The organism is Dactylosporangium sp. NPDC051541 (assembly GCF_044454505.1).
GTDB lineage: Bacteria > Actinomycetota > Actinomycetes > Mycobacteriales > Micromonosporaceae > Dactylosporangium.
Genome location: NZ_JBITDU010000002.1, coordinates 492,269 through 505,021 on the forward strand (window position 1 = coordinate 492,269; position 12,753 = coordinate 505,021).

The 12,753-nt window shown below is 72.1% G+C and carries 12 protein-coding genes; 7 read left to right on the forward strand and 5 right to left on the reverse strand.

The window, feature by feature from the left end; all coding sequences use genetic code 11:
• Window positions 1–612: 612 nt before the first annotated feature.
• The 5 genes from ACIA8L_RS10330 to ACIA8L_RS10350 all read right to left on the reverse strand — a co-directional run bounded on the left by ACIA8L_RS10330 (window position 613) and on the right by ACIA8L_RS10350 (window position 5,850).
• Window positions 613–2,682, reverse strand: coding sequence for a PQQ-dependent sugar dehydrogenase (locus ACIA8L_RS10330; protein WP_395902650.1), 2,070 nt, complete (start codon window positions 2,680–2,682; stop codon window positions 613–615).
• Between the two features lie 271 nt (window positions 2,683–2,953).
• Window positions 2,954–3,142, reverse strand: a complete 189-nt coding sequence (locus ACIA8L_RS10335; RefSeq protein ID WP_395902652.1) for a DUF3072 domain-containing protein — start codon at window positions 3,140–3,142, stop codon at window positions 2,954–2,956.
• Between the two features lie 181 nt (window positions 3,143–3,323).
• Window positions 3,324–3,656 carry a TraR/DksA family transcriptional regulator gene (locus tag ACIA8L_RS10340; protein WP_395902654.1) on the reverse strand — a complete coding sequence of 111 codons (333 nt, stop codon included), beginning with the start codon at window positions 3,654–3,656 and terminating at the stop codon, window positions 3,324–3,326.
• A complete protein-coding gene (locus tag ACIA8L_RS10345) occupies window positions 3,644–4,318 on the reverse strand; it encodes a response regulator (RefSeq protein ID WP_395902656.1) in 675 nt (224 codons plus the stop codon). Before ACIA8L_RS10345 ends, ACIA8L_RS10340 begins: the two co-directional genes overlap by 13 nt.
• Complete coding sequence (locus ACIA8L_RS10350; protein WP_395902658.1) at window positions 4,315–5,850, reverse strand: ATP-binding protein; 1,536 nt, start codon at window positions 5,848–5,850, stop codon at window positions 4,315–4,317. The genes ACIA8L_RS10345 and ACIA8L_RS10350 overlap by 4 nt, the downstream gene beginning before the upstream one ends.
• Before the next feature lie 54 nt (window positions 5,851–5,904).
• Between ACIA8L_RS10350 and ACIA8L_RS10355 the strand changes: the two genes are divergently transcribed.
• The 7 genes from ACIA8L_RS10355 to ACIA8L_RS10385 all read left to right on the forward strand — a co-directional run bounded on the left by ACIA8L_RS10355 (window position 5,905) and on the right by ACIA8L_RS10385 (window position 12,743).
• On the forward strand, window positions 5,905–7,311 hold the full coding sequence (locus ACIA8L_RS10355; RefSeq protein ID WP_395902660.1) for a cation:dicarboxylate symporter family transporter: 1,407 nt from the start codon (window positions 5,905–5,907) through the stop codon (window positions 7,309–7,311).
• A gap of 153 nt (window positions 7,312–7,464) precedes the next feature.
• Window positions 7,465–8,277 carry an ABC transporter permease gene (locus ACIA8L_RS10360; protein ID WP_395902662.1) on the forward strand — a complete coding sequence of 271 codons (813 nt, stop codon included), beginning with the start codon at window positions 7,465–7,467 and terminating at the stop codon, window positions 8,275–8,277.
• A 10-nt stretch (window positions 8,278–8,287) separates the two neighbouring features.
• Window positions 8,288–9,313: a glycine betaine ABC transporter substrate-binding protein gene (locus ACIA8L_RS10365; protein WP_395902664.1), complete on the forward strand. Its 1,026-nt coding sequence runs from the start codon at window positions 8,288–8,290 to the stop codon at window positions 9,311–9,313.
• A complete protein-coding gene (locus ACIA8L_RS10370; protein WP_395902666.1) occupies window positions 9,297–10,049 on the forward strand; it encodes an ABC transporter ATP-binding protein in 753 nt (250 codons plus the stop codon). Before ACIA8L_RS10365 ends, ACIA8L_RS10370 begins: the two co-directional genes overlap by 17 nt.
• Window positions 10,046–10,885, forward strand: a complete 840-nt coding sequence (locus tag ACIA8L_RS10375; protein WP_395902668.1) for a TauD/TfdA dioxygenase family protein — start codon at window positions 10,046–10,048, stop codon at window positions 10,883–10,885. Before ACIA8L_RS10370 ends, ACIA8L_RS10375 begins: the two co-directional genes overlap by 4 nt.
• A 17-nt stretch (window positions 10,886–10,902) precedes the next feature.
• The gene (locus ACIA8L_RS10380) at window positions 10,903–11,838 is read left to right on the forward strand and encodes a sulfotransferase family protein (RefSeq protein WP_395902670.1); all 936 of its coding nucleotides are present in this window, start codon (window positions 10,903–10,905) and stop codon (window positions 11,836–11,838) included.
• A gap of 23 nt (window positions 11,839–11,861) precedes the next feature.
• Window positions 11,862–12,743 carry a hypothetical protein gene (locus ACIA8L_RS10385; RefSeq protein ID WP_395904182.1) on the forward strand — a complete coding sequence of 294 codons (882 nt, stop codon included), beginning with the start codon at window positions 11,862–11,864 and terminating at the stop codon, window positions 12,741–12,743.
• Window positions 12,744–12,753 lie beyond the last annotated feature (10 nt).

The window sequence follows — 12,753 nt, forward strand, 5'->3', positions numbered from 1 at the left end:
CGCCACGCGCTTCGCGAGACGCACCTCGCGGGCACGCTGGCGGATGAGATGAGCTCGACGCGCTTGCGCCTTGGCTGAAGCGGCGCGGCTGCCGCAATGGCCTCCGGTTGCGACCACCACAGCCGGACCGGGGTTCGCTGCGGAGCCGGACAGTAGCCGGTCGACGGTCAACTGGATCGCGGTACCTTCGGTGATCGGCGGGCGCCGGCGGGTTGCGGGCAGGGTGCGATGGGTCGGCCTCGGATGCGGCCGGTTCCAGCGGCGGGCGGGCTCGGTGCCATAAAGCTGGGTGTCGGTGGTGGTCGTGGTGTCAGGTTCATGCTCGCTGGCCGGGGGGTACCGAGGATGAGCTCGCCGCCGTGGTGGGGATCGCGTCCGCCGTGCTGCCGGGGCACCCACAGGTGGTCGCTGCGGGTTCTCCGGCCTGGACGCGCTCCGGAGCCTGCTCGCCTCAGCCGGCGACGTTCACCGCGCGGCGTACGTCGGCGGCGTATGCCGTTGGTTGTTCCCAGGCCGCGAAGTGGCCGCCTGCGCTGTGCCGCCCGTACTCGCGGACGTTCAGGAACGTCTCGGCGTAGCTTGGTGGCTCCGCCCGGGCATCGCCCGGGCGGGTCAGCCGAGCGTCACGTGCAGGAGCTTCTCGTCGCTGTTGTCGGGGGTGCTGTCCTTGTCGCCCAGGTTGGACGTGGTCAGCCACAGGCCGCCGTCCGGGGCCGGCTCGACGGTGCGCAGGCGGCCGTAGGTGCCGTTGAAGTACACCGTGGCGGCCGGGAGGGCGGTGCCGCTGATCGGGGCCCGGTACAGGCGGGTGCCGCGCTCGCAGGCGATGTACACCACGTCGCGGACGACGGTCAGGCCCGAGCAGGAGCCTTCGGCGGTCGGGTAGGTGCGCTTCGGGGCGATGTAGCCGGCCGTCCCGCACGTGCCCGAGGTGCCCTCGCACGCGGGCCAGCCGTAGTTGCCGCCCTTCGTGATCAAGTTCGTCTCGTCCATGATCGAGTTGCCGAACTCCTGCTCCCACAGCCGGCCCTGCGAGTCGAACGCCAGGCCCTGCGGGTTGCGGTGGCCGTAGCTCCACACATAGTTGCCGAACGGGTTGTCCGACGGTACCGAACCATCCGCGTTCATCCGAAGGATCTTGCCGTTGAGACTGTTGGTGTTCTGCGCGTTGTCACCGTTCTGCGCGTCGCCGGTGGACGCGTAGAGCTTGCCGTCGGGGCCGAAGCGCAGCCGGCCGCCGTCGTGGAACTTGTTGCGCAGGATGCCGCTGACCAGGACCTGCTCGCTGCTCACGTCCAGCGCGTCGCCGTTGAGCTTGATCCGCACGATCCGGTTGTCCGTCGGCGACGTGTGCATGATGTACAGCCAGTGGTCGCTCGCGAACGAGCTCGAGACAGCCAGGCCGAGCAGGCCGCCCTCGCCGTCGGTGCTCTGCACGTTCGGCACCGCCCCGACCGCGGTCTTCGCGCCGGTCGCCGGGTTGAGCCGGACGATGTTGTGCGCGTCGCGCCGCGTGTAGAGCAGGTTGCCGTCCGGCAGCGTCACCAGGCCCCACGGGATGTCGGTGTCGGTGCCGACCTGCGTCACCGCGCACACCGGGCTCCCGCACGAGGCCCCGGTCGTCACGGTCGCGGTGTTGCTGTGCGCCGAGACGTTGGCCTGCGCATCCCTGGCAACGACAAAATACTTATAGGTGGTACTGCCAATCAGCGCACTGTCGATGAAGCTGGTCGCCGGCGCGGTCGTGGCCGTGCCCGTGACGGTGCCGACCTTGGCGTCGTCGCGGAAGATGTCGTAGGCCCGCACGCCGACGTTGTCCGTGGCCGCCGCCCAGTTGAGCGTGACCGAGGTCCCGGACACCTGCGCGGTGAGGTTCCCGGGCGCGGTCGGGGCCTGGGTGTCGGGCTGGCACTGCGGCGGCGTGATCGGCACGGTGGTGCTGGCCTGCGAGACGTTCCCGGCGGCGTCCCGGGCGTTGACGTACAGCCCCCAGGTGACCCCGCCGACGACGGTGAGGCCGGTCGAGAGCGTGCCGCCGGGGACGGACTTCATGAGCTGCCCGTCGTGGTACACGTCGTAGAAGGCCACCCCGACGTTGTCGCTGGACGCGTTCCAGGCGAACGTCACCGCGTCGCAGACGAGGTCACTGACCCGCGGGTTGCCCGGCACGGTCGGTGCCTGCGTGTCCGGGTTGGCCAGCGACGTCGTCCACTGCTGGTTGGTCTGCCCGTTGCAGGTCCACAGGTTGACGAGGGTGCTGTTGGCGGTCCCGGCCCCGTTGACGTCGAGGCACAGCCCGGACTGCACGCCGACGATGGAGCCGTTGGCCGCGAGCCGCCACTTCTGGTTGGCCTGCCCGTTGCAGGTGTAGATCTGCGCGGTGGCGGGCGAGGTGGTGTCCTGCCCGGCGACGTCGAGGCACTTGGCGGAGTCGTACACCCGCAGCTCCTGCGCCGCGGTGTAGGTCCAGCCCTGGTTGGCCTGCCCGTTGCAGTCGTAGATGTTGACGCCGGTCTTGTCGGCCTGGTTCTGCCCGATGACGTCGAGGCACCGCCCGGACGCGACGCTGACGACGGTCGCCCCGGCCGCGGCCTCGGCGGGCACCAGCACCGCCACCCCGACCAGCGTGACGACGACCCCCAGCACCGCCGCGCCACCCACGATCCGCAGCCGCCGCTTCACGACACCCGATACCATCCGACCCGCCCTCCCAGACGCACCTCCGGCGGGGACGGCTGGCGGACCGCCCCCGTATCCGGACATTCACCATCGAAGATGCGCTTTCGTGGCATGTCAAACGCAAGCGGAAAAAATAAGGAACCGTAAATCTCCCGCTATGGCTCGTCAGCCGCCGCGTCGGGCCGCCCTCGCCCTACGACTCGGCGAGGACGACCCGGTCCCGCGGGCGGTGGCGATCAACGGACCGGCCGGCCGCGGGACGCACGAGGCGACGTCAGCCGCGGCCGGTCTCCTCCTGCAGGTCCTCGATCAGCTGGGACGCCTCGGCCTTCGTGAGGTCCGCGGGGACCTCCTCGCCGGCCTCCCGGGCCAGCGTGCCCAGGTATGACTCCTGCGGCCCGGTCATCGGCTCGTCGCCGGTTACCCAGTCGGCCGGGTCCTTCTCAGGGTTGGGGTTCGTCATGCTCGTCTCCTCTCGAACACGTGTTGCATACCCGCCGCGGCCGGAATGAATCATGGCCCGGCCGGTGCCCATCGAAAGGGGTCGCGGGTGGCACGTTTCCGGGATTCGACCGGGTCGCGGTCGCCCTACCGTCACAGGCGACGGCCGGACGCCTGTGGAGGGGTGCCCGGCCGTTTCCAGGTCAGGCGCAGGCGACGCAGGTGCGCGCGGACGGGCGGGCGAGCAGGCGCTCGGCCGGGATGGGCTGCCCGCAGACCGCGCACACGCCGTAGGTGCCCGCGGACAGCCGGGACAGGGCGTCGTCCACCTCGGCGAGACGAAGCCGGGCCGAGGTGAGGACCGCGGTCAACTGGGCCCGCTCGTAGGCGATGGTGCTGCCCTCCGGGTCGTGCTCGTCGTCGGCGTTGGACTCGCGGGACGCCTCGAAGACCGACCGCAGGTCGGCCTCGAGGGCCGCCACCTCGGCCAGCAACGCCGAGCGCCGCCGCGACAGGGCGGAGGCTACGGAATCCATCGGTACTCCACCTCCGGGCGGCCCGCACTGCCGTAGCGCAGGTGCCGGGCGGCCGCGCCCCGCTCGGCCAGGTATTCGAGGTAGCGGCGGGCCGTGACCCGGGACGCCCGCAGCGACTGCGCCACCTCGGCCGCGGACAGGCCGCCGGCGGCGCCCCGGATCAGGTCGGCGACGGCCGACATCGACTCGGGGCTCATCCCCTTCGGCAGGTGCGTCGGGGACTGCCCGCGCAGCGTGGCCAGGAGCACGTCGACCTCGCCCTGGTCGGCGACGGACTCGGCCCGGTCCAGCTGGGAGCGGTACTGCCGGTAGCGCTCGAGCTTGTCGCGCAGCGCCGGGAACGCGAAGGGCTTCAGGAGGTAGTGCACGATCCCCTGCGACACGGCGGCCCGCACGACGTCGAGGTCACGGGCCGAGGTCACCGCCATCACGTCGGCCGGGTGGCCGGCCGCGCGCATGGCCCGGACCAGGTCCATGCCGTGCATGTCGGGAAGGTTGAGATCCAGCAGTACCAAATCGACCCGCTCTTTCACCAGAATGCGCAGCGCCTCGGCGCCGGTGCCCGTCTTCGCGGCCACGGCGAAGCCCGGGACCCGTTCGACGTACATGGCGTGCGCGTCGGCCGCGATCGGCTCGTCCTCGACCACCAGTACCCGGATCATGCCGGTACTCCCACCGGCACCCGGATGGTGAACGCGGACCCGTCGACCGCGATGTCGCCGCCGTGCCGGCGCACCGCCTGCCCGACGAGGGCCAGACCCAGGCCCGCGGAGGGGGCTGCTTTGGTCGACCAGCCCCGGGTGAAGGCGGGCGCGACGTCGGGCGGGTCGAGGCCCGGGCCGCTGTCGGCCACGCGCAGGGTCAGCGAGCCGGGCCGCAGCATCGCCGAGAACGCGACGCGGCGCGGGGGCGGGGCGGCCACGGCGGCGTCGATGGCGTTGTCGAGGAGGTTGCCGACGATCGTGACGAGGTCGCCGGGCGGGAGGGCGGCCTCGGGGACCTCCGCGTCCGGGGCCACCTCCAGCTCGACCCCGCGCTCGGCGGCCTGGGCGGCCTTGCCCAGCAGCAGCGCGGCCAGGACCGGCTCGCGGACGGCGCCGACGACCCGGTCGGTGAGCCGCTGGGCGACGGCCAGCTCGGCCCCGGCGAACTCGATCGCCTCCGCGGTCCGGCCGAGCTCGATCAGCGACAGGACGGTGTGCAGGCGGTTCGCGGCCTCGTGGGCCTGGGCCCGCAGCGACTCGGTGAAGCCGCGCACGGAGTCCAGCTCGCCGGTGAGGGCCTGCAGGTCGGTGTGGTCGCGCAGGGTCACGACCATCCCGGCGCCGGCCGGGGCCTGGTTGACCACGAGAACCCGGTCGCCGTCCAGGTGGATCTCGTCGGTGCGGGCGGTCCCGGCGGCGAGCGCGCCGAGCAGGCCTTCGGAGCCGATCGGTTCGCCGACGGCGGACTCGTCGATGCCGAGCAGGCGGCGGGCCTCGTCGTTGGCGAGCAGCAGCCGGCCGTGCCGGTCGAGCAGGAGCAGGCCCTCGCGGACGGCGTGCAGGACGGCGTCGTAGAACTCGTACATCCGGGCCAGCTCGGCCGGGCCCAGGTCGTGGGTCTGGCGGCGCACCCAGCGGCTCACCAGCCACGAGCCGACCCCGGCCAGGAGCAGGGCGAGGACGGCGGTGACGAGCAGCGACGGGATCCGCGAGCGGACCTGCTGGGCGACCGAGGTGAGCCGGATGCCGACCGAGACCAGGCCGACGACCCGCGCGCCGTCGCGGACCGGCACGACGGCCCGCATCGACGCGCCGAGGGTGCCGGTGTAGGTCTCGGTCAGCGGGCGGCCGTTGACCGCGGCGTCGATGTTGCCCAGGAAGTGGCCGCCGATCTGGCGAAGATCCGGGTGGGTGTACCGGATGCCGCCCGTGGTCATGATCACGACGAAGTCGGTCTCGGCGTCACGGTTGAGCCGGTCGGCGAGCGGCTGCAGGACGGCGGTCGGGTCGGGGGCCGCGAGCCCGTCGCGCACCGACGGGGAGTCGGCGACGCTCCAGGCGATGCCGAGGACCTTCTGCCGGGCCGCGTCGAGGCTGGCCCGGTCGGCCTGGATGTAGGCGCCGACGAGGGTACCGCTGACGAGGACGGTGATGACCGTCAGCTGGAGGCCGAGCAGCTGCTGGGCCAGGCTCCAACGCCGTGGGGACATGTACGCAATGTACGCAACAGTGACCGGGGTCACTCAAGCGAGAACGCTGGCGGTATGACACCCCCGGAGAACGCGACCGCTCCCGTCCGGCGGCGCGACCGTACGCATCTGCTGTATCTGGCCGTGATCGTCGCGGTCATCCTGGGCGCCGCGTTCGGCCTGCTCTGGCCGAAGACGGCCCTGGAGATGAAACCGCTGGGGACCGGCTTCGTCAATCTGATCAAGATGATGATCAGCCCGATCATCTTCTGCACGATCGTGCTCGGCATCGGCTCCGTGCGCCAGGTGGCCCGGGTCGGCAAGGTCGGCGGCCTGGCCCTCGGATACTTCCTGGTCATGTCCACGGTCGCGCTCGCGGTCGGCCTGGTCGTCGGCAACATCCTGCAGCCCGGCTCCAACCTGCACCTGACCGACGCGGCCAAGGCGGCCGCGGAGAAGTCGGCCGCCAGCGGCTCCGGCTCGACGACGGACTTCCTGCTGGGGATCATCCCGACCAGCTTCTTCTCGTCGCTGACCTCCGGCGAGGTGCTGGAGGCGCTGCTGGTCGCGCTGCTGACCGGGTTTGCCCTGCACTCCATCGGGCCGGCCGGGCAGAAGATCGTCACCGGGATCGGCTACGTCCAGAAGCTGGTGTTCCGGGTCCTCGCCATGATCATGTGGCTGGCTCCGATCGGCGCGTTCGGCGCCATCGCCGCGGTCGTCGGCGCCGGCGGCTGGGGCGCGATCGAGAGCCTGCTGCAGATCATGGCCGGCTTCTACCTGACCTGCGCCATCTTCGTGTTCATCGTGCTCGGGATACTGCTGCGCACGGTGGCCGGGATCAACATCCTGCTGCTGCTGAAGTACCTCGCCCGGGAGTTCCTGCTCATCCTGGGCACGTCGTCGTCGGAGTCGGCGCTGCCCCGGCTCATCGCCAAGATGGAGCACGCCGGCGTGTCCCGCACGGTCGTCGGCCTGACCGTGCCGACCGGGTACTCCTTCAACCTCGACGGCACCGCCATCTACCTGACGATGGCGTCGCTGTTCATCGCCGACGCCCTCGGCCAGCCCTTGAGCATCGGCCAGCAGATCTCGCTGCTGCTCTTCATGATCATCGCGTCGAAGGGCGCGGCCGGGGTCACCGGCGCGGGCCTGTCCACGCTCGCGGGCGGCCTGCAGGCACACCGCCCCGAGCTCGTCGACGGCGTCGGCCTGATCGTCGGCATCGACCGGTTCATGTCCGAGGCCCGGGCCCTGACCAACTTCGCCGGCAACGCGGTGGCGACGGTCCTGGTCGGCAAGTGGACCGGCGACTTCGACAAGGCGCGCTGCGACGAGGTCCTGGCCGGCCGGCTCCCGTTCGACGAGACGACCATGGTCGACGACCACGGCGGCCCCGGCGCCGAACCCGCTGAACCCGCGCCGCCCGCAGTCACCGTCCCGGCCCAGCCGTCCGCCACCGGAGCCCGGCCGGACGCGTGAGCATCCGGCCGGCGAGCGCCCCAATGCCTATCACTTGAGTGGGGTATTGACCGGCACGACATTGATTGTCTACCTTATCGGCAGGAAATAAGGGGAACCACCCGGCCACCGAGAAGCCGGGTGGTTCCGCGTCTCTGCCGATCGGGAGCCACCGTGTCCGAAACCGCCGTCGCGACCGACGTCCGCCGGTCCGCGCCCCGGCCCGCCCGCCGGGCCTGGGGGCTGCGGCTCGTCGCCCTGGCCGTCCTCGGCGCGCTGTGGCAGCTCACCGCCGTCGCCATGGACAACCCGGCGTTCATCCCGGCCCCGGCCGCGGTCTGGCACCGGCTCGTGCAGACATCGACCGACGGCTACAGCGGCTCCCTGCTGATCGAGCACCTCGGCGTGAGCCTGCGCCGGATCCTCATCGGCTCCGCGGTCGGCGTCGCCGGCGGACTGCTGCTCGGCGTGGTCATGGGCACGGTCACGTGGGTGCGGGTGGTGACCGAGCCGGTCGTCACGTTCGTGCGGGCCCTGCCGCCCCTGGCCTACTTCAGCCTCTTCATCATCTGGTTCGGCATCGACGAGACGCCGAAGCTGTGGCTGCTGTCGATCGCCGCGTTGCCGCCCGTCGCCGTGGCCACCGCGTCCGCCGTCGGGTCCGCGCCCACCCCGCTCGTCGAGGCGGTCCGCGCGCTCGGCGCCACCCGGTGGGCCGCGATCCGCGACGTCGTGCTGCCCAGCGCCCTGCCGGAGATCTTCACCGGTATCCGGCTGGCCGTCGGCATCGCCTACTCGTCGGTGGTGGCGGCCGAGACCATCAACGGCGTCCCCGGGATCGGCGGCATGGTCCGCGACGCCCAGCGGTACTCCCAGACCGACGTCGTCGTCCTCGGCCTCTTCGCCATCGGACTCTCCGGACTCGCCATCGACGCCGTGCTCCGCCTCATCGAACAGCGCCTGATCCCCTGGCGCGGACGACAATAAGGACGACCCCTTGAAGCGACTCACCGCGCTCCTCGCGACCACGATGCTCCTGGCGGCCTGCGGCAACGGCGCGGCCGGCGGCAGCAAGGACCCGGAGCAGAAGACCATCCGCCTGGCCTACCAGGCGTTCCCCAGCGGCGACCTGATCGTCAAGCACCAGCGCCTGCTGGAGCAGGCGCTGCCCGACTACACGATCACCTGGACCAAGTTCGACTCCGGGGCCAGCATCAACACCGCGTTCGTCGCCGGCAGCATCGACATCGCGGCCATCGGCTCCAGCCCCGTCGCCCGCGGGCTGTCGGCCCCGCTGAACATCCCGTACCAGGTCGCGTTCGTCCTGGACGTGGCCGGCGACAACGAGGCCCTGGTCGCCCGCAACGGCGCGAACATCGCCTCCGTCGCCGACCTGCGCGGGCACAAGGTCGCCACGCCGTTCGCGTCCACCGCGCACTACAGCCTCCTCGCGGCCCTCGACCGAGCCGGGGTCAAGGAGTCCGAGCTGACCGTCGTCGACCTCGAGCCCCAGGACATCCAGGCCGCCTGGGCCCGCGGCGACATCGACGCCGCCTACACCTGGCTGCCGTCCCTCGACGAGCTCAAGAAGACCGGCAAGGTCCTGATCTCCAGCCGGGAGCTGGCCACCGCCGGCAAGCCGACGCTCGACCTCGGCGTCGTCTCCACCGCGTTCGCCAAGGCCCACCCCGAGGCCGTCGACGCCTGGCGCAAGGCCGAGGCGAAGGCCCTCGACATCATCGCCCAGCAGCCCGACGCGGCGGCCGAGGCGGTCGGCCAGGAGCTCAACATCACCGCCGCCGACGCCAGGCACCAGCTGAGCCAGGGCGTGTTCCTCAAGCCGGCCGACCTGGCCACCCAGGAGTGGCTCGGCACCGAGGGCAAGGTCGGTGACCTGGCGAAGAACCTGCTCGCCGCGGCCCAGTTCCTCAAAGGCCAGAACAAGATCGATGCAATGCCGGACGCGGGTACCGTCGACAAGGCCATCTACACCAAGGGCCTCCCCGGTGTCCTCGCCGGCTGAGCCCGCCGTCCTGGTCGAGGACGTCGAGCACCGCTACGGGGCGGTGACCGCGCTCGGACCGCTGAAGCTCACCGTCCCGCCCGGGGAGTTCCTGGTCCTCGTCGGCGCGTCCGGGTGCGGGAAGAGCACGCTGCTGCGGCTCATCGCCGGGTTCGAGCGGCCGAGCGCCGGGCGGGTCCGGGTCGCCGGGGCGGAGCCGGTGCCGGGCCGCGGGGCGGGGCTGGTGTTCCAGGCGCCGCGGCTGCTGCCGTGGAAGACCGTCGGCGGCAACGTCGAACTCGCGCTGCGCTACGCCGGCGTGCCGCGCGAGGAGCGCCCGGGGCGGGTCACGCAGCTGCTGGACCGGGTCGGGCTCGACGACGTGGCCGGGCGGCGGACCTGGGAGATCTCGGGTGGCCAGCAGCAACGCGTGTCGCTGGCGCGGGCGTTGGCAGTACCGAATCCGCTGCTGTTGCTTGATGAACCGTTCGCCGCGCTCGACGCGCTGACCCGCGAACGACTCCAGGAGGACCTGCGTCAGGTCTCCGCCGCCAGCGGGCGCACGTGCGTCTTCGTCACGCACAGCGTCGACGAGGCGGTGTTCCTGGGCAGCCGGGTCGTCGTGCTCACCGAGCGGCCCGGCCGCATCGCCCTGGACGTGCCGATCGACCTGCCGCGGGCCGGCGTCGGCGCGGAGGAGCTGCGCCGGGCCCCCGAGTTCACCGCCTACCGGGCCGAGGTCAGGAGCACCGTATGAAACTCGAAGCACTCGGGCCCCGGTTCGGCGCCGAGGTCCACGACATCGACCTCGACCGGGCCGACGACGAGACCATCGCCGCCGTCCGGGCCGCGCTCGCCGAGCACAAGGTGCTGCTCTTCCACGACCAGCCGCTCGACGACGACGGCCACGTGCGGCTCGGCCGGCGCCTCGGCGAGCTGACCGCCTCCCACCCGGTGGTCGGCGGTGTCGACGAGGACCATCCGGAGGTGTACGCGCTCGACAGCGGCGACGGCGGCTACGCCGACGTGTGGCACACCGACGTGACGTTCGTGCGCCGGCCCCCGCTCGGCTCGATCCTGCGCGCGGTGACGCTGCCGGCCGCCGGCGGGGACACCAGCTGGGCCGACAGCCAGCTGGCCTACGAGTCGCTGTCCGCGCCGGTGCGGCGCCTGGCCGACGAGCTGACCGCGGTCCACGACGGCAACCGGGAGTTCGGCTACTACCTGGCCCAGCGCCGCGGCGGGCGCGGAAACGTATGGGACGGCGAGGTGGTGACCCGGCTCGACCCGGTCGAGCACCCGGTCGTGCGGGTCCATCCGGAGACCGGGCGGCGCGGCCTGTTCGTCAACCCCGGCTTCACCTCTCACATCGTGGGCGTCTCCGACGCGGAGAGCCGCGGCCTGCTCGACCTGCTCTACGCCCACCTCACCAAGCCCGAACACATTGTCCGGCACCGGTGGCGGGCCGGTGACGTGGCGATGTGGGACAACCGCAGCACCGCGCACTACGCCAACCGTGACTACGGCAACGAGCGGCGGGTCATGCACCGCATTACACTGCGGGGAAGTATTCCTGTCGGCCCGATCGGATAAAGGGAGTTCAGACGCGCATGGCCCTCCCCGACTTCCTGATCGCCGGGGTGCCCAAGGCCGGCACCTCGGCGCTGCATGCCGCCCTGGCACCGCACCCGCAGCTGCACCTGTCGGCGGTCAAGGAGCCCAAGTTCTTCCTGACCGACGGGCCCCCGCCGCGCCACGGCGGCCCCGGCGACGTGCAGACCTATCAGGAGCACGTGTGGCGCCTCGACGACTACGAGGCCCTGTTCGACGCGGCGCCGGCCGGTGCGCTGCGGGGTGAAGCCACGCCGTTCTACCTGCACGACCTCGACTCGCACGGGCGGATCGCCAAGCTGCTGCCCGACGTGCGGATCATTCTCGTCCTGCGGGACCCGGTCGACCGGGCGCACTCCAACTGGGCCCACCTGTTCGGCGCCGGCCTGGAGTCCGAGGCCGACTTCCTGCGGGCGGTGGCGCTCGAGGAGCGGCGCAAGGCCGCCGGCTGGGCCGCGTTCTGGCATTACACGGACCTCGGGCAGTACGGCAGCCAACTGGAGCATCTGCTCCAGCACGTCCCGCGCGAAAACGTGCTGCTGCTGCGGTACCGCGAACTGCGCGACGACCCCGCCGGCACCCTCGACCGGGTGTGCGCGTTCCTCGGCGTCGACACCGGCCTGCTCGCCCAGGCGCCACCCGACAACGTGCGCCCGTTCGTCGCCGACACGCCCGCGAACACGGCGATCCGCCTCGCATTGCGCACCGGCGGGCGGATCGGGCACCATTTCCCCCTGTCGGCGCGCAAGGTGTTCCGGACCCCGCTGCTCAGCCTGCTGCACCGCAAGCACGGGTCGCGGCCGTTCGTCACACCCGCGCAACGGGCGGCCCTGCTGCCTCGTTTCGCCGATGAGATCCGCAAGCTGGAGGATGTGAGCGGAGAGTCCTACGCCGACTGGCTCAGCCTCGAACACGCCAGCCGTTATCAGCCCTAGCTTTGAGGGGAACCGCCTTGTCTGTGCCGCCGCCGCTGCCCCGCCTGCACGACTCCGCCGTGGCGGTCGCCCCGCCGGACGGCGGTACCGGCACCTGGGCGGGCGCCCCGAGCGCGTGGCGGCACGGCGACGACATCTACCTCGCCTACCGCCTGCGCCGCCCCATCGGCGAGGGCCGCGGCTACGCCAACGTCGTCGCCCGCTCCACCGACGGCGTCAGCTTCACCCCGATCGCCGAGGTGCACAAGGACCGCTTCGGCGGCGCCTCCCTGGAGCGCCCGGCGCTGGTCCGGACCCCGGAGGGCCGCTGGCGGCTGTACGTGAGCGTCGCCACCCCCGGCACCAAGCACTGGCGGGTCGACGTCCTCGAGGCCGACCGCCCCGACGAGTTCACCGACGCCCCCGCGAAGACCGTCCTGCCCGGCGACCACACGATCGGGGTCAAGGACCCGGTCGTGCACTTCGACGGCGGGCACTGGCACCTGTGGGCGTCCTGCCACCCGCTCGAGTCCGACGAGCACGCCGACCGCATGTCCACCTGGTATGCGACCAGCCGCGACGGCCTCGAATGGCAGTGGCAGGGCGTGGCCCTGGCCGGCCGCCCCGGCGCCTGGGACGCCCGCGGCGTGCGGGTCTCCGCCATCCTGCCCACCCCGCACGGCCTCGTGGCCACCTACGACGGCCGCGCCACCGCCGAGGAGAACTGGGAGGAGCGCACCGGCGTCGCCACCGGCACCTTCGGTGCGCTCACCGCCTCCGAGGGCGAGCCGGTCACGTCCCCGCACGCCCCCGGCGGCCTGCGCTACCTGACCCTCGTCACCCTCCCCGACGGCCGGCACCGCATCTACTACGAGATGACCCGCGCGGACGGCGCGCACGAGCTGCGGACCGAGCTCGTCGGGTAGGGTTCTTCCC